Raw genomic sequence first — 16,180 nt, forward strand, 5'->3', positions numbered from 1 at the left:
GCAAAGAATAAAAATACATGGAAAATGTTAGAGAAGGACTATAATAGCCTTCAAGACGCTGTTAAAGCGCAGAAAAGTACACAGACATTTATATATTCGGGAGGAATAAAATATTATGCGTAAAGCATTAATGGTCGCGGCTGCGACCGCTATTTTGGTGGCATCGGGTTCCGTGGCTAATGCTGCATGTGACTCAGGTGAGATTGTTATTAAATTCGCCCATGTGACGAATACGGACAAGCATCCGAAGGGGATTGCCGCCAGCCTCTTGCAGCAGCGGGTGAATGACGAGATGCAGGGCAAGGCCTGCATGGAAGTGTATCCGAACTCGACCCTCTATAATGACGACAAGGTCCTGGAAGCGTTGCTGAACGGCGATGTCCAGCTCGCCGCGCCGTCACTCTCCAAGTTCGAGCAGTTCACCAAGCAGTTCCGTATCTTCGACCTGCCGTTCATGTTCAAGGACATCAACGCGGTGGATGCCTTCCAGAACTCTGACACCGGTCAGGCGATGAAGGAAAGCATGACCAAGCGCGGCCTGCTCGGCCTGGCGTTTTGGCATAATGGCATGAAGCAGTTCTCGGCCAACAAGCCGCTGATCTCGCCGAAGGATGCCGAAGGGCTGAAGTTCCGCGTACAATCCTCTGACGTGCTGGTCGCGCAGATGGACGCTCTCGGGGCAAACCCCCAGAAGATGGCCTTCTCCGAAGTCTATGGCGCGCTTCAGCAGGGCACCGTGAACGGACAGGAAAACACCTGGTCGAATATCTATGGCCAGAAATTCTTTGAAGTTCAGGATGGCACGACCGAAACGAACCACGGCGTGATCGACTATCTTCTCGTCACCTCGACGGAATTCTGGGACGGTCTTCCTGATGACATTCGTACACAGCTTGATACGATCATCAAGGAAGTGACAGAAACCCGGAATGCGGAATCCACCAAGGTCAATGACGAAGCCAAGCAGGCGATCATTGCCGCCGGTGGTGTTGTCCGTACCCTGACGCCGGAACAGCGGCAGGAATGGGTTGATGCGATGAAGCCGGTCTGGAGCAAGTTCGAGGCCGATGTTGGCGCCGACAACATTGCCGAGGCACAGAAGTTCAATATGACCAACTAAGGTTGGTAATCCGCTGGCGCGGATAAGGGAGCCGCGCCAGCCACTTATCGCGTAGCTGACAGGGGAGGGGTCATGTCGGGACACACGCCGCGCCGGACGCGCACTTTCATCGATCGCCTTGAAGAGACTTTACTCGCGATCATTCTGGGACTGATGACCCTGGTCACCTTCGCCAATGTGGTTGCCCGCTACGTTTTCAACTCCAATATCCTCTGGGGCCTGGAAGTCACGTCGATCCTGTTCGCCTGGCTGGTGCTGCTTGGCGTCAGCTATTGCGTCAAGGTCACGGCGCATCTCGGCGTCGATGCGATCGTCAGCCTCCTCTCGCCGCCGGTCCGAAAAGCCTGCACCCTGATTGCCGTGACGCTATGCCTGATCTACGCTTTCCTGCTGCTTAAGGGCGGCTGGGATTTCTGGGCGAATTTCGCCAATCTCCCGGCGACGACCGGGCGCTGGTTCCCGACCGGATTCCAGGAAAAATTCCTTGCCAAGGGCTGGTATGAGACGAACGACGTCTTCATGCCGGATATGTTCCAGTTTATGAGCCACTGGTTCAATGATGGGGAAAGGTATGAGAAAATCCCCCGCCTGATCCCCTATGTCATGCTGCCCGTCGGCATGGCGCTGTTACTGTTCCGCTTCTTGCAGGCCGGCTGGGCCGTCTATACGGGCAAGCAGTCGCTGGTCATTGTCAGCCATGAAGCCGAAGAAGCGGTTGAGGAAGCCGCCGCCAAAGCCGAGCGGGAGGAATAGTCGATGGAAATTGTCCTGCTGTTTGCCATTATCATCGGCCTTCTGGTGCTGGGGGTTCCCATTGCCATTGCGCTGGGGTTGAGCTCGATTGTGTTCCTGCTGTCCGCGTCGGACAGTTCGCTCGCCTCCGTCGCGCAGACGCTTTACGAGGCCATGGCCGGGCATTATACGCTGCTGGCCATCCCGTTCTTCATTCTGGCCTCGAGTTTCATGTCGACGGGCGGGGTGGCCAAGCGCATCATCCGTTTCTCGATCGCGATTGTCGGGCATTTCAGCGGCGGCCTCGCCATTGCCGGGGTGTTCGCCTGCATGATGTTCGCCGCGCTCTCGGGCTCGAGCCCCGCAACCGTGGTTGCCATCGGCTCCATCGTGATCGCCGGGATGACCCAGGTCGGCTACAAGAAGGATTTCGCCGCCGGGATCATCTGTAACGCGGGGACTCTCGGAATCCTGATCCCGCCGTCTATCGTGATGGTGGTCTATGCGGCGGCAACGGATGTGTCGGTCGGGCGGATGTTCCTGGCGGGCGTGATCCCGGGGCTGCTAGCCGGTTTGATGCTGATGGTCGGCATTTATATTGCGGCGAAATACAAGGGCCTGCCGAAAGGCGACTGGCTGGGCTGGGGCGAGGTACTGTCCTCCGCGCGCGACGCCGGCTGGGGCCTGTTCCTGATCGTGATCATTCTCGGCGGTATCTATGGCGGGGTCTTCACCCCGACGGAAGCAGCCGCGGTGGCGTCCGTCTATGCCTTCCTGATTGCCAATTTCATTTATTGCGACATGGGCCCGCTGCATCGGGAGGGGCAGGACTCGATCCCCCTCTGGCGGAATCCCCAGGCCCTGATCACCGTGTTCTTTCACAAGGACACCCGCGACACCCTGTTCGAGGCGGGCAAGCTGACCGTCACCCTGATGTTCATCATCGCCAACGCGCTGATCCTGAAACATGTGCTGACCGACGAGCAGATCCCCCAGCAGATCGCCGGCGCGATGCTCGATGCGGGCTTCAACTGGTGGGTATTCCTGATTATCGTCAATATCATCCTGCTGATCGGCGGGCAGTTTATGGAGCCGTCAGGCCTCATCGTGATTGTCGCGCCACTGGTCTTCCCGATCGCCATCGAGCTCGGGATTGATCCCATCCATCTCGGCATCATCATGGTGGTGAATATGGAGATCGGGATGATCACGCCCCCGGTGGGGCTGAACCTCTTCGTCACCTCGGGCATTGCGGGGATGCCGATCATGCGTGTGGTGAAAGCCGCGCTGCCGTGGCTCGGAATCCTGTTCGTCTTCCTGATCATGGTGACCTATATCCCGTTCCTCTCGACCTGGCTGCCGACGACCTTTATGGGGCCGGAGCTCGTGATCAGATAACGGCAGCGCGATCACCTCTCGTGAGGCACGCTGTGGCCCTTTTCCGGAGTCCGGGCGATTCTCTATCTTGTGGATAACTCCTAAATCATACCAAATATAGGGGGTTACGGCTAATATTTGTGAAATTCGTCGAAATAATTTGCGAAATTTTCCGAATTGACTCAGTATAGCCGCCACAGGGAATAGTAAGTGTAAGCGTCAGTACTATGGCACCATCAGTTGAAGGTCAAACGCCGACACTGTCGGCGGCAAGAAATACCCGGCAAGCGAGCCAGGCAACCGCCCGGAAGGTTCTGCTTGTTTCCATAAATATTCCAAAGAATGATGATCCCTATGGTTCGCTCGACACCTTTGTGTTCGGGCATCTGCCGGTTGTCTTCCTGATCGCGGAGAGTGCGACGGAGGCGACCAAGATGCTGGAGGCGCATCCGGATATCGCCGTGCTGATCATCGACGTGTCCGGGGAGAAGCAGGAGACCGGCCTTGCGCTGGTCGATAAATTGCGCGGGGAACTGGGTAACAAGCTCATTCGTATTGTGCTGCTGGGCGAAGCCGCGGAAACGGGCGGGGCGCAGAACCGCTTCCTCAATTATGACGTCAGCGACTATCGCGATGTCGCCGCCATCAATCTGCCCAAGCTCTTCACCAGCCTCACCATCGCGCTGCAATCCTTCGAGCGGCTGATCTCGGAAGAGGACAGCAAGCAGTCCCTGCAAACCATCCTAGATATCACCAAGGAACTCTACGGCGTTCGCTCGGTCGAGGATTTCTGCCTGACGATCCTCACGCAGCTGCAGGTGATCTGCAAGAATGTCGAAGATTGCTTCTTCGCCATACCCAATGAACATTCCGGAGAACTTTCCGTGACGGCGGGCAAGGGGCATTATTTCGCCGCCAAGAAACAGCGGGTCTCGGAGGTTGTGGGAGAGCACCTGTATGAAATGATCCTTGCCGCGACAGTCGGGCGGCAGAATGTCTTTGAGGACGCGGTCAGTATCCTCTGCATCTCGCAGGAGGAAAAACTGAAAGGGGTGGTGGTGCTGGAAAACCGTGCACCGCTCACCTTCCTGGAGACGCGACAGATGGAGCTGATCTGCGCCAATATCACCCTCGGTCTCGAGAATGCCGATATGTTCGAGGAGATCAAGCGGCTCGCCTTTAATGACAGCCTGACCGGCCTCGACAGCCGGGCGAAATTCCGGACCGATGTTCAGGCGCATATCGAGCGGGTGGCGAAGCCCGAAAAGCGGCGCCTCGCCGTGGTGCAGTTCACGCTGGAACATCTGCCGGAGCTGAATATCGCGCTCGGCCATGACGCAGGGGACGAGTTGATCCAGTTTGTCTCTGAACAGCTGACAACCCTGTTCCCGGAGGCCATATCGCTGGCGCGCACCTCGGGCAACGGGTTCGGCCTGTGCCTGCCGTACAAGAAAACGCGGGAGCTCAAGCAGATTCCGAAGACCATTCACCGCCTGTTCGAGCATGGCCCGTCCACGCGGGAGAATATCCCGCATATCAGCCCGCGGATCGGCCTTGCCATCTACCCGGATGATGCGGACAACGCGACCGCGCTCTGGCGCAACACCAATATCGCGCTGTCCAACCTCAAGGTGCGGAACGGCTCCTACTTCTGCTTCTACAACAGCGCCATCGCCAATGACATCAATGCCCGCGTCGAGATGAACAATGCGCTGCGCACAGGGATCATGCGCAAGGATCTGTCGCTGTCCTACCAGCCGCAGATCGACCTGGAAAGCGGCTCGGTGATCGGGGTTGAGGCGCTGATCCGCTGGCAGCGGGACGGGGGGCAGTTCGTGGCGCCCAATGATTTTATCCCGGTCGCGGAAAGCTCCGGCCTGATTGCCCCGATTAGTGAATGGGTGCTGGTCGAGGCCTGCCGGCAGCGCAAGGAATGGCTCGATCAGGGGGGCGATAATTTCCGCGTCGCGGTTAACCTGTCACTCTCGATCTTCCAGAATGACGATTTTGTCGACCTGATCCGGAAGACCCTCAACGAGACGGGCTGTCCGCCCCGTCTGCTGGAGCTGGAAGTCACCGAGAGCGTGATCATGGAAAACCCGAAGCAGACCCTGCAGAACTTCCTGGAGCTTCAGGGACTCGGTGTCAGCTTTGCCATTGACGATTTCGGCACCGGCTATTCCTCGCTCGCCTATCTGCGGCAGTTGCCGGTTTCCGCACTCAAGATCGACAAGACCTTTATCGACGGCCTGACAGAGAATGTCGATGATGCCGCCATTGCCCAGACCGTTATCTCGCTGGGCCGCAGCCTCGGCATGAAGGTGCTTGCCGAGGGGGTCGAGACTATGGAGCAGGTGGAGTTCCTCTGGTCCGCCCAGTGTCATCAGGCGCAGGGCTTCCTGTTCTCGCGGCCGGTCGAGGCGGCGGCGGTGATGCCCTATATCCGCAATCCCGGTCGCCCCGGATTCCGGCAGAAAAACCTATTTTAGCAGCTTGCCGGGGTTCATGATCCCGTCGGGATCGAACGCCTTCTTGATCCGCCGCATCAGGTCAATCTCGATTGCCTGCTTGTAATGCACAAGGTCGTCCGCCTTGAGCCGTCCGATGCCATGCTCGGCACTGATCGAGCCGCGCATGCTGACAGCGATATCATGGACGGCGCGGCTGACCTCCTCCCAGTGAGAGAGATACTCCTCCCGGCCCATGTCCTTGGGCTGCATCGGGTTGTAATGCACATTGCCGTCGCCGATATGGCCGAAAACCACCGAGCGGAACGTCGGGACAATCTTGCCGACGGCGACATCGGCCTCGCGGATGAAGTCGGCAAAGCGCGAGACGGGAACGGAGATATCATGCTTGATGCTGCCGCCCTCGGGCTTCTGCGCGGCGGAGATTTCCTCGCGCAGGCGCCACAGATGCTGTTGCTGCGCCTCGCTCGCGGGGACCACGGCGTCGAGCACGATTTCCTTCTCGAAGGCGGCCTCGAGGATACTTTCCATCAGTTCCTTCAACTCCGGTGTCGCGCTGGAGGAGAGCTCGACCAGAATATGCCAGTCATAGCGTGCGGGCATCGGGTCGGTGAAATCCGGCACATGCCGCATGACCATATCAACGCAATAGCGCGAGATCAGCTCGATCGCCGTCACCTGGTCACCGCTCATGGCGCGGGCAAGGCTCAGGAACTCAATTGCCGCCTCAACAGACGGCACAGCGGCAAGCGCCACCTGTTGGTACGTTGGCTTGGGATACATTTTCACCACTGCGCCCGTGACTATCCCGAGAGTGCCTTCTGCGCCGATAAAGAGCTGCTTGATGTCATAGCCGGTATTGTCCTTGCGCAGGCCCGTGAGGCCGTCCCAGATCTGCCCGTCGGGCAGCACGACTTCCAGTCCGAGCACTTGCTCCCGCGTATTGCCGTAATGCAGGACCTGCACGCCGCCCGCGTTGGTGGAGATATTACCACCGATCTGGCAGCTTCCTTCGGAGCCAATCCGGAGCGGGAAGATAAAGCCATTGTCCTCCGCGACCTCCTGCAGATTGGCGAGGATGCAGCCCGCATCGACAGTAAGCGTGCCGTTCAGCCGGTCAACCTCCCGCACGCTGTTCATCCGCGAGACCGAGAGGATAATCTCGTCCCCGCCGGTGAAGGGGATGGAGCCGCCGACAAGGCTGGTGTTCCCGGCCTGCGGGACCAGCGGGGTTTTGGTCTCGGCACAGAGCTTGACGATGGCGGCGACTTCCTCGGTCGTCTTCGGCTGCACCACCGCCCGGGCGCGCCCGACGAACTTGTCGCGCCACTCGACGACGAAAGCCTGCATATCGGCTTCTTTGGTGATGACATATTTCTCGCCGACGATGGCTTTCATTTTTTCTATTAGTGTCATGTGCCTACCGTTTCCTTTTCGTGCTTGGGGGCTGCCGCGCGGCGCAGCCGATCATTGATGGCGACGCCCAGCCCGACCTCCGGGATCGGGCCGACGGCAATGCGCGTGAACTTCATCTCGTCGAGAAAATGCAGCGCCGAGAAGAGAAGCGCCGTCGCCTCGGTCAGGTCGCCGTTGACGCTCAAATTCACGTCCGCGATGGCGTCATAGTCGCGCCCGAAGGCAAGATAGGCCTCGCCGGGTTCCTTCGTCGTCGCGTTGAGCCTGACCGCCGCGTTGGGCGCATAGTGGCTGAGCAGCATGCCCGGGCTTGGCGTGGTGCCATCGGCGGTGTGGGAAAGAACCGGACCGACCGACGCCTCCAGCGCCTCCTGCGTGATGCCGCCCGGACGGAGGAGGACGGGCTCTCCCTTATCGGAGAATCCCACCACCGTGCTTTCCACCCCGACGGGGCAGGATCCGCCATCCAGCACGCCGGCGATTCTGCCCGCGAGCCCGTCAATCACATGCTGCGCCTTGGTCGGGCTGATCCCGCCCGATGGATTGGCGCTCGGCGCGGCGAGGGGGCGGTCGCAGCATTTCAGGAACTCAAGCGCGAGTTTATGGCCCGGCACGCGGATGGCCAGCGTGTCCAGCCCCGCACTCGCAAGCCTGGAGACAGGACAGCCTTCCACGCGTGGCAAGACGAGGGTGAGGGCACCCGGCCAGAAGGTCGCGGCGAGCCGTTCCGCCGTGCCATTGAAGGTGACATATTCCTTTGCTTTCGCAAGGGAGGGGACATGGACAATCAACGGGTTAAAGCTCGGCCGGCCCTTGGCCTCGTAAATTGAGGCAACGGCGCGATCGTTCGTTGCATCGGCGCCAAGGCCATAAACCGTCTCGGTCGCAAAGGCGACAAGCTTACCGGCGCGAATTTCCGTCGCGGCCTCCTGTAATCCGTTCTTGTCCGTTTTAAATATTTTCATCGTCCATCATAATTCTGCGCTTTGCTGCCGCGAGTTTACCCGATTGCGTTTCATCGTCGATAGGCTTTCCCTGACGCGAAAGTCTTTTTTCTCATCGCGGGATATGTCATAACATTCTTGAGCTAAGAATAACCATTTTATAAGAGGTACCTCTATGGCTGAATATAGCGCCCCCCTCAAAGATATGCGCTTTGTTCTGGATAATATCGCCGACCTTGCCTCCCTGTCCAAGCTGGAAGGGTATGAGCATGCGGAATCGGATGTTGTCGACGCAGTGCTGGAGGAAGCCGGAAAATTCGCCGCCAATGTCCTCTCGCCGCTGAACAAGCCGGGCGACCTGCAGGGCTCTCACGTCACGGACGGGGTAGTGACCACGCCGGATGGCTGGAAGGACGCCTATGCCGGTTTTGTCGAGGGCGGCTGGAACGGCATTTCCGCACCGGAGGAATATGACGGGGGCGGCCTGCCCAGCGCGGTCTCGCTGGCGACGGTGGAAATGTGGAACTCCGCCAACCTCGGGTTTGCGCTCTGCCCGCTGCTCACACAAGGCGCGATCGAGAGCATCATCGCCCATGGCACGAAAGAACAGCAGGACAAGTATCTCAAGAAACTCGTGAGCGGGGAATGGACCGCGACCATGAACCTGACCGAATCCCAGGCCGGATCGGACGTTGGCGCGCTCCGCACGAAGGCGGAACCGGCGGATGACGGGAGCTGGCGGATTTCGGGGCAGAAGATCTTCATCACCTATGGCGACCACGAGATGAGCGAGAATATCATTCATTTGGTGCTGGCCCGGACGCCCGGTGCCCCGGCCGGTACGCGCGGTATCTCCCTCTTTATCGTGCCGAAATACCTCGTCAATGATGACGGTACGCTGGGGGAGCGGAACGATCTTAAATGCGTCTCGCTTGAGGAAAAAATCGGCATTCATGCAAGCCCGACGGCGGTGATGTCTTACGGCGATAACGGCAATTGCGTCGGTTATCTGCTGGGGGCGGAGAACAAGGGCATGGCCTGCATGTTCACTATGATGAACAGCGCCCGCCTCGGTGTCGGTGTACAGGGCCTCGCCGTCGCGGAACGCGCCTACCAGCAGGCGGTCGACTATGCCCGCGATCGCAAGCAGGGACAGGCGCCCGGCATGCCGAAGGGCGAGATGACGCCGATTATCCATCATGCGGATGTGCGGCGGATGCTGATGACCATGCGCGCGAATATCGAGGCGATGCGCTGCCTGATCTACCTGAACGGCGCCTGCCTTGACCGGGCGCATCACGGCCCCGATGCGGAGACCCGCGAGACTGCCATGGGCATGGCTGAACTGCTGACGCCGCTGTCAAAAAGCTGGTGCACCGACCTTGGGGTGGAGATGGCCTCGATCGCGGTGCAGGTACATGGCGGCATGGGCTTTATCGAGGAAACCGGCGTTGGCCAATATTACCGAGATGCCCGTATCCTGCCGATCTACGAGGGGACGAACGGCATTCAGGCGCTCGACCTGGTGGGGCGCAAGCTCGGCCTCCGGGGCGGGGAGCCGGTGAAGAACATGTTCGCCGATATGCAGGAGACGGTGAAGGGTTTGGCGGCGGCGGGGGACGAGATGACGGCAATGTCACTGCAGCTCAACCTCGCGGTGTCGGCACTAAAGGACGCGACCGACTGGCTCTATGGCAATGCGCCGAATGATCCGCACGCGGCCCCGGCGGGCGCAACGCCCTATCTTCGCATGTTCGCGACTACCGTCGGCGCGCATCTGCTTGGCCGTTCCGCCCTGAAGGCGAGAGCATTGCTGAACGACGGGGCGGCGGATGCGGAATTCCTGAAAGCTAAGATTATCACTGCCCGCTTCTTCATGGGACAGATCCTGCCGACGGCGACGGCGCTGCTCGGCCCGGTGACTGCGGGTGCGGAAACCCTGTTTGCGATTGACGAGGAACTGCTCTCCGCCTGATCGGGGTGGCGGATTTGATGTTAAAGTAAACGTAAAATACAATAACAAGAGCGGCGGGTGCCCTGCCCAGCCGCCACTAGGACGAGTACCGCATGACCTATAACGAAATAACCTATCCCTTCGATACCCGGCCCGGAGATGGCGAAGTTCTTGAAGTCAGCGACGGCCTGCTCTGGGTCCGAATGCCGATCCCGATCCCCGGCCTTGACTATATCAACCTCTACCTGATCGAGGATGACGATGGCTGGACGATGGTGGATTCAGGGCTGAATACCGGGAAAATCCGGGATCTCTGGCGCGAAATTTATGCAAAATACCTGAAGGGGAAACCGATCACCCGGATGCTCTGCACCCATTTCCACCCCGATCACATGGGGCAGGCGGGCTGGGTCACCTATAAATGGAAGATCCCGCTGACCATGACCTTCGGTGAATGGACGTTCGGCCGCATGCTCTATCTGGAGGCGCAGAAGGAAACACCGGACTATGTCATCGATTTCTATCGCTCCGTAGGATTTGACGAGGACATGCTGGCAAGGGTGCGCGATCGCGGGTTCAATAACTTCCGGCAGGCGATGTCACAGGTTCCCATGGGATTCAACCGCATTGCCGACGGCGATATCCTCACGATCGGCAAGCGCGACTGGCAGGTAATTGTCGGGCAGGGGCATTCGCCGGAACATGCCTGCCTCTATTCGGCGTCGGACGGGATACTGATTTCCGGCGACCAGGTGTTGCCGCGGATCACGCCGCATATCGGGGTCTATCCTGCGGAACCGCTCGCCAATCCGTTGAAGAAATTCATGGATTCTATTGAAATATATAAGAAATTGCCGAAAGATACCTTCGTTCTTCCGGCCCATAATGACGTCTTTTACGGCCTGCATAACCAGCTTGATTTCTATCAATCACACCATGAGGAAAGGCTTAACCGGTTAATGCAGGTCTGTGATTCCCCCCAGTCAGCGATGGATTTGCTGCCGGTCCTGTTTGACAGGGAACTGGACGAGAAAGACAAGGGGCTGGGTATTGCCGAAGGGTTGGCCCATTGCCACTATCTTGTTGGTGAAGGCAAGCTGGAGCGGGTACTGGGAGAGGACGGAATCTGGAAGTTCCAGAAAAGCGGCGCGCACCACAAGGCCGTCGCCTGAAGACTTAAGTAAATAACAAAAACAATAAAGGAAACAAGGATATGACAAAAGATCTTCTGATTGAAAAGAAAGACGGGATCGCAACGATTACCCTGAACCGGCCGGAAGCGCGCAACGCTCTGTCGATGGAAATGCGGTCCGGGTTGTATGACGCCTTTGTCGATATGGAGAATGATGACAGCGTGCGCTGTATTATCCTGCGCGGTGAAGGCGAGCATTTCCAGGCTGGCGGTGATGTGAAATCCTTCACTGAATATGCGAAGATGGACCCCGAAGAACGCCGCAAAGCGTTTGAAAAACGTATCCATACCCTGCATCCGACGATTTTCACGATGACGCGGATGCCGAAGCCGATCATCGCGAGTGTGCGCGGCGGTGCCGCCGGATTCGGCCTGTCCCTGATGATGGCCTGCGATATGGTTATTGCCTCGGAAGACGCCTTTGTCACGCTCGCCTATATCGGGATCGGCACGACGCCGGACGGTTCCGGCTCCTACATGCTGCCGCGGATTGTCGGGCTGAAGAAGGCGATGGAAATTGCCATGCTCGGCGACCGGATCAAGGCGGCGGAGGCCAAGGATCTCGGCCTTATCAATTTCGTGGTCCCGACCGAGGATCTGGCGGCGGAAACCGCGAAGCTCGCCAAACGGCTTGCCAATGGCCCGACGGTCGCGCTCGGCCGTACGAAGCAGTTGCTTAATGCCTCACTCGGGAATAGTCTGGAAGAACAGCTCTCACTCGAGGCGCAAGGGTTTGCCTTCTGCGCGTCAAGTAATGATTGGGTCGAGGGAGTGACTGCCTTTAAGGAGAAGCGGAAGCCCGACTATAAAGGCAATTAACGGGCTCCGGTTCTCGCATGGAACAAGGAGACGGTTATGGCGGACTTGAAGGGAAAGACACTCTTTATCACGGGCGCAAGCCGGGGCATCGGACTTGCCATCGGCAAGCGCGCCGCAGCAGATGGCGCAAATGTCGTCATCGCCGCCAAAACCAAGGAACCTCATGCCAAGCTGAAAGGCACGATCTATTCTGCCTCTGACGACATCGAGGCGGCGGGCGGCAAGGCGCTCCCCCTCGTTGTCGATGTGCGCGAGGAGGAGATCGTCGAGGCGGCCATGAAACAGGCGGCGGATACCTTCGGCGGGATTGATATTCTCATCAATAACGCCTCCGCCATCAGCCTGACGGGAACACAGGAAACCCCGATGAAACGGTATGACCTGATGCACCAGGTCAATATCCGCGGGACGTTCCTTTGTTCCCAGAAGGCCATTCCCTACCTTAAGAAGGCCGACAATCCGCATGTCCTGAACCTGTCCCCGCCGCTTAACTTCGAGACGCACTGGTTCGCGCCCCATGTCGCTTACAGCATGGCGAAATATGGCATGAGTCTCTGTGTGCTCGGCATGGCGGAGGAGTTCAAGAAGGCCGGAATCGCCTTTAACGCGCTCTGGCCGAGGACGGCGATTGCGACGGCGGCCATGGATATGATCGGTGGGCCGGATGTGCGGAACAAATGCCGCAAGGTGGAGATCATGGCGGATGCGGCCTATCTTATCCTGACCAAGCCATCGCGGGAATTCACGGGGAATTTCTGTATCGATGACGAGGTGTTGAAAGACGCCGGGATCACGGATCTATCAAAATACCGGTTCGAGGGTGTGGAGGAGAAGGACCTTCTCCCCGATTTCTTCGTCTAATCAGGCGGCCTGACGCAAGTCCAGCCGGTTCCAGACATCCTTTAACGCACTGACCAGCTCGGCCATCATCGCGTCGTCATGGAACGGTGTCGGCGTGATGCGCAGGCGTTCCTGTCCGCGGGGAACCGTCGGGTAGTTGATGGGCTGGATATAGAGGCCGTAATCGTCAAGCAGCATATCGCTCGCCTGCTTGCAGAGTTCGGCGTCATAGACCATCAGCGGCACGATATGGGTGACGGACGGCAGGACGGGCAGCCCGGCCTCGGTCAGTAAAAGTTTCAGGGTGGCCGCGCGCTCCTGATGCTGGTCGCGCTCAACCTGACTTGACTTCAGGTGCCGCACGCTCGCCAGCGCGCCGGCGGACATGACCGGCGAGAGGGTGGTCGTGAAGATGAAGCCTGACGCATAGGAGCGAATGGCATCGACAATATTTTTGCTGGCGGTGATAAAACCGCCGACCACGCCGAACGCCTTACCAAGCGTGCCCTCGATGATATCAAGGCGGTGCATCAGCCCTTCGCGCTCCGCCACGCCGCCGCCGCGCGGGCCATACAGGCCAACCGCATGCACTTCGTCGAGATAGGTCATGGCGTTGTATTTATCGGCGAGATCGCAGAATTCCTTGATCGGGGAGATGTCGCCATCCATGGAATAGACCGATTCAAAGGCGATGACCTTCGGCCGCCTCGGGTCAATGGTTTTCAGCTTGTCTTCCAGGTCGCGCACATCGTTATGGCGGAAAATCCGCTTCTCGCAGCCCGAATGGCGCACACCGTCGATCATTGAGGCGTGGTTAAGCTCATCGGACAGGATCACGCAGCCAGGCAGCAGCTTGCCGAGGGTGGAAAGCGTCGCGTCGTTGGAGACAAAGCCGGAGGTGAAGACCAGTGCCGACTCTTTCCCGTGCAGGTCGGCCAGTTCCCGTTCCAGCTCGCAGATCATGCGGGTGTTGCCGGAAATGTTGCGCGTCCCGCCAGCACCGGCGCCGAACTGGTCCGTTGCGTCCTTGATGGCCTTCAGCACATCCGGATGCTGGCCCATGCCGAGATAGTCGTTGGAGCACCAGATGGTGATGTCCTGTGTGGCGCCATCGTCGAGATACCGTGTTGCCCGGGGGAAGTCTCCGGCATGACGGCCAAGCTCGGTGAAGACCCGATAGCGCTTTTCCTCTTTCAAAGCGGCAATCGCCTGCTCGAACATGCTCTCGTAATCCATCATCCGCCCTTAAGCTGTGTTTGGTCCATCGACTGATGTGTTCCTAAATACAGTTTCCGACCGATCCGTGACAAGGGACAAAAGGTCGCAACGTCGCCGGGATCGCGCAGTTTTGATGCTCTGTTATCCGCCTGTCCGTGTAAATGCCGCCGTTTTAATGCGCCATAAAGACCGGAATCGGGCAGTTATTCAGAACTTCTTCCGTGACCGCGCCGAAGAACAGGCGGCGCAGGCGGCTGCGCGTATAGGCGCCCATCACCAGCAGGTCCGCATTGCACTTTCCCGCTTCCGCAAGGATTGATTCGGCCGTCGACTTGCCATTCGATCCCGTAATTTCGCAGCGGTCCGCATGCACCCCATACATGGTCAGATAGCGCTGTACCGCGAGCGGGTGGATATCCTCATCCAGGTCATCGACGGCGGAAATCAGCATGACTTTCTCGGCCGTCTGCAAAAAGGGCAGCGAGTAGGAGAGGGCCCGCGCCGATTCCACCGATCCGTTCCAGGCGAAGGCGACCCGCATGCCGACATCCTTTTTAAGAACCTTGTCCAGCAGCAGGACCGGGCGACCGGTTTCGCGCAGCGCCGTATTGATCAGCAGGGAGTTGTTGATCTGTTCCTCTCCCTCTTGCTTGCAAATGACAATCAGGTCGAACAAACGCCCGTAACTATGCAGAGTATCTTCGCTATTTCCCTGTTTCTCGACGAAGCGGGTAGAGGCGCCATCGGCCGTTGGCCGGTCGGTGATATCATGGATAACCGGGACTCCCATGCGGCCGGACACATCCTTGAACAGTTCCCGGGCGCGATGCCGGCGTTCCTCTCCGTCCTTTTCCGCCATCTCGATCACGCTCTCGATCATGGTCGAGGTCATCCCCTCGCCAACGAACGCAGCCGCGGATCGGGGGTCGATCTTGATATGCAGCGCATTGACATGGGCGCCAAAACGGAGGGCGAGGTTGAAGGCGCTTTCAAGAGCCTTGGCATCGCTGTCGTTCTTTGCGCCGGATACGGGAACCAGAATATTTTTAAAATGCATCGAATACCTCAGCCTGCGAATATTCACCTAAATGTAACATTAAGACCCTAAATTCTAAAGGGTTTTGTAGATTACACTTGGTAAATGCGGTCTAGTCTTCGTCATTCCGGCTGTTGTCGATATGAAGGGGGTCCTGATGCACAATGGCCTCGGCCTCGGGATATTCCGCCATCAGCCGGGCTTCCACGGCGTCGGAAATGGTGTGGGCATCCCGCAGACTGATACTGCCGTCCATGTCGATATGCATCTGTATGAATACTTGCTGGCCGGAGCGGCGGGTGCGCAGGTCATGAATACCGAGGACGCCCGGCTGCTGCAGGACAATGGTCTTGATATTTTCCCGCTCCTCATCGCCGAGTTCCTCATCCATCAGGTCAGCGAAGGAGGTGCGGATGATTTTCCACGCGCTGAAGATCAGGACAAGGGCAATCAGGATGCCGAACATCCCGTCGGCGAAACGCCAATGGAAGACTGTATCCAGGATCAGCGCGAGAATCACCCCGCCATTGATCAGCACATCGCCGACATAATGCAGCGAGTCGGCGGAAATCGCGACAGAGCGCGTCCTGCTGATCACGTAACGCTGGTATAGGACGAGGCCGATTGTCAGCACGATCGAGACCACCATGACGATGATGCCGACATCGCTGGCGTAAACCGGCTTCGGATTGAGCAGCCTTTCCCCGGCCTGAAACAGCAGAAAAACCGCCGATCCGGTGATGATCGCGGACTGGAAAAGCCCGGCCAATGCCTCGGCCTTGCCATGACCGAAGCGGTGATCTCGGTCGGCGGGCACAAGGGACTGGCGCACGGCAAACAGATTGATGGCTGAGGCCGCGAGGTCGAGCATGGAATCGACCAGGGTCGAGAGCATTGCCACGGAATTGGTGGCGAAATAGGCAAAACTCTTGATCGCGATCAGGATCAGCGCAATGCCCACGGCGGCATAGGTGGCCCGCTTCATCAGCTGACCGTTTACGGCATCATCGTTCTGTGAATGCAGGAATTCCGGGTCGACAGTCACAGCAATCTAGGTCCTCTGT

Annotated in this window: 13 protein-coding genes; 8 read left to right on the top strand and 5 right to left on the bottom strand. The window is 58.5% G+C overall.

Going from position 1 to position 16,180, the window contains the following annotated elements:
* Nucleotides 1–115 precede the first annotated feature (115 nt).
* The 4 genes from J0X12_RS08370 to J0X12_RS08385 all read left to right on the top strand — a co-directional run bounded on the left by J0X12_RS08370 (nt 116) and on the right by J0X12_RS08385 (nt 5,718).
* Complete coding sequence (locus J0X12_RS08370; RefSeq protein ID WP_207044157.1) at nt 116–1,120, top strand: TRAP transporter substrate-binding protein; 1,005 nt, start codon at nt 116–118, stop codon at nt 1,118–1,120.
* A gap of 72 nt (nt 1,121–1,192) precedes the next feature.
* Nucleotides 1,193–1,873, top strand: a complete 681-nt coding sequence (locus J0X12_RS08375; protein ID WP_207044160.1) for a TRAP transporter small permease — start codon at nt 1,193–1,195, stop codon at nt 1,871–1,873.
* Between the two features lie 3 nt (nt 1,874–1,876).
* Nucleotides 1,877–3,250, top strand: a complete 1,374-nt coding sequence (locus J0X12_RS08380) for a TRAP transporter large permease (RefSeq protein WP_207044162.1) — start codon at nt 1,877–1,879, stop codon at nt 3,248–3,250.
* Between the two features lie 206 nt (nt 3,251–3,456).
* Nucleotides 3,457–5,718, top strand: a complete 2,262-nt coding sequence (locus tag J0X12_RS08385) for a bifunctional diguanylate cyclase/phosphodiesterase (protein ID WP_207044164.1) — start codon at nt 3,457–3,459, stop codon at nt 5,716–5,718.
* Here the strand turns inward: J0X12_RS08385 and J0X12_RS08390 are convergent.
* Nucleotides 5,710–7,113 (bottom strand): FAD-binding oxidoreductase, encoded by a 1,404-nt coding sequence (locus tag J0X12_RS08390; protein ID WP_207044166.1) that lies wholly within the window; start codon nt 7,111–7,113, stop codon nt 5,710–5,712. The genes J0X12_RS08385 and J0X12_RS08390 overlap by 9 nt on opposite strands.
* On the bottom strand, nt 7,110–8,078 hold the full coding sequence (locus tag J0X12_RS08395) for an L-threonylcarbamoyladenylate synthase (RefSeq protein ID WP_207044169.1): 969 nt from the start codon (nt 8,076–8,078) through the stop codon (nt 7,110–7,112). Before J0X12_RS08395 ends, J0X12_RS08390 begins: the two co-directional genes overlap by 4 nt.
* 154 nt (nt 8,079–8,232) lie before the next feature.
* Between J0X12_RS08395 and J0X12_RS08400 the strand changes: the two genes are divergently transcribed.
* The 4 genes from J0X12_RS08400 to J0X12_RS08415 all read left to right on the top strand — a co-directional run bounded on the left by J0X12_RS08400 (nt 8,233) and on the right by J0X12_RS08415 (nt 12,883).
* Nucleotides 8,233–10,032 (top strand): acyl-CoA dehydrogenase, encoded by a 1,800-nt coding sequence (locus J0X12_RS08400; RefSeq protein ID WP_207044171.1) that lies wholly within the window; start codon nt 8,233–8,235, stop codon nt 10,030–10,032.
* A gap of 92 nt (nt 10,033–10,124) precedes the next feature.
* Nucleotides 10,125–11,183, top strand: a complete 1,059-nt coding sequence (locus J0X12_RS08405) for an MBL fold metallo-hydrolase (RefSeq protein ID WP_207044173.1) — start codon at nt 10,125–10,127, stop codon at nt 11,181–11,183.
* A gap of 41 nt (nt 11,184–11,224) precedes the next feature.
* Nucleotides 11,225–12,022 carry an enoyl-CoA hydratase/isomerase family protein gene (locus tag J0X12_RS08410; RefSeq protein WP_207044175.1) on the top strand — a complete coding sequence of 266 codons (798 nt, stop codon included), beginning with the start codon at nt 11,225–11,227 and terminating at the stop codon, nt 12,020–12,022.
* 36 nt (nt 12,023–12,058) lie between these two features.
* Nucleotides 12,059–12,883: an SDR family oxidoreductase gene (locus tag J0X12_RS08415; protein ID WP_207044176.1), complete on the top strand. Its 825-nt coding sequence runs from the start codon at nt 12,059–12,061 to the stop codon at nt 12,881–12,883.
* Here J0X12_RS08415 and hemA read toward each other — a convergent pair whose 3' ends face one another.
* The 3 genes from hemA to J0X12_RS08430 form a co-directional block, all read right to left on the bottom strand.
* The gene (hemA, locus tag J0X12_RS08420; protein ID WP_273543394.1) at nt 12,884–14,098 is read right to left on the bottom strand and encodes a 5-aminolevulinate synthase; all 1,215 of its coding nucleotides are present in this window, start codon (nt 14,096–14,098) and stop codon (nt 12,884–12,886) included.
* 154 nt (nt 14,099–14,252) lie between these two features.
* Entirely contained in the window at nt 14,253–15,137 is an 885-nt protein-coding gene (locus J0X12_RS08425; RefSeq protein WP_207044178.1) for a universal stress protein, read from the bottom strand.
* 91 nt (nt 15,138–15,228) lie between these two features.
* Nucleotides 15,229–16,161: a cation diffusion facilitator family transporter gene (locus J0X12_RS08430; RefSeq protein ID WP_207044179.1), complete on the bottom strand. Its 933-nt coding sequence runs from the start codon at nt 16,159–16,161 to the stop codon at nt 15,229–15,231.
* Between the last annotated feature and the right edge of the window lie 19 nt (nt 16,162–16,180).

It is taken from the genome of Sneathiella sedimenti, assembly GCF_017313765.1.
Classification (GTDB): domain Bacteria; phylum Pseudomonadota; class Alphaproteobacteria; order Sneathiellales; family Sneathiellaceae; genus Sneathiella; species Sneathiella sedimenti.

Excerpts from the sequence above, each read along its gene's own strand:
- J0X12_RS08375 (WP_207044160.1), top strand. The coding sequence starts at position 1,193 with ATGTCGGGACACACGCCGCGCCGGACGCGCACTTTCATCGATCGCCTT.
- J0X12_RS08400 (WP_207044171.1), top strand. The coding sequence starts at position 8,233 with ATGGCTGAATATAGCGCCCCCCTCAAAGATATGCGCTTTGTTCTGGAT.
- J0X12_RS08370 (WP_207044157.1), top strand. The coding sequence starts at position 116 with ATGCGTAAAGCATTAATGGTCGCGGCTGCGACCGCTATTTTGGTGGCA.
- J0X12_RS08415 (WP_207044176.1), top strand. The coding sequence starts at position 12,059 with ATGGCGGACTTGAAGGGAAAGACACTCTTTATCACGGGCGCAAGCCGG.
- J0X12_RS08380 (WP_207044162.1), top strand. The coding sequence starts at position 1,877 with ATGGAAATTGTCCTGCTGTTTGCCATTATCATCGGCCTTCTGGTGCTG.
- J0X12_RS08390 (WP_207044166.1), bottom strand. The coding sequence starts at position 7,113 with ATGACACTAATAGAAAAAATGAAAGCCATCGTCGGCGAGAAATATGTC.
- hemA (WP_273543394.1), bottom strand. The coding sequence starts at position 14,098 with ATGGATTACGAGAGCATGTTCGAGCAGGCGATTGCCGCTTTGAAAGAG.
- J0X12_RS08395 (WP_207044169.1), bottom strand. The coding sequence starts at position 8,078 with ATGAAAATATTTAAAACGGACAAGAACGGATTACAGGAGGCCGCGACG.
- J0X12_RS08385 (WP_207044164.1), top strand. The coding sequence starts at position 3,457 with ATGGCACCATCAGTTGAAGGTCAAACGCCGACACTGTCGGCGGCAAGA.
- J0X12_RS08405 (WP_207044173.1), top strand. The coding sequence starts at position 10,125 with ATGACCTATAACGAAATAACCTATCCCTTCGATACCCGGCCCGGAGAT.
- J0X12_RS08410 (WP_207044175.1), top strand. The coding sequence starts at position 11,225 with ATGACAAAAGATCTTCTGATTGAAAAGAAAGACGGGATCGCAACGATT.
- J0X12_RS08425 (WP_207044178.1), bottom strand. The coding sequence starts at position 15,137 with ATGCATTTTAAAAATATTCTGGTTCCCGTATCCGGCGCAAAGAACGAC.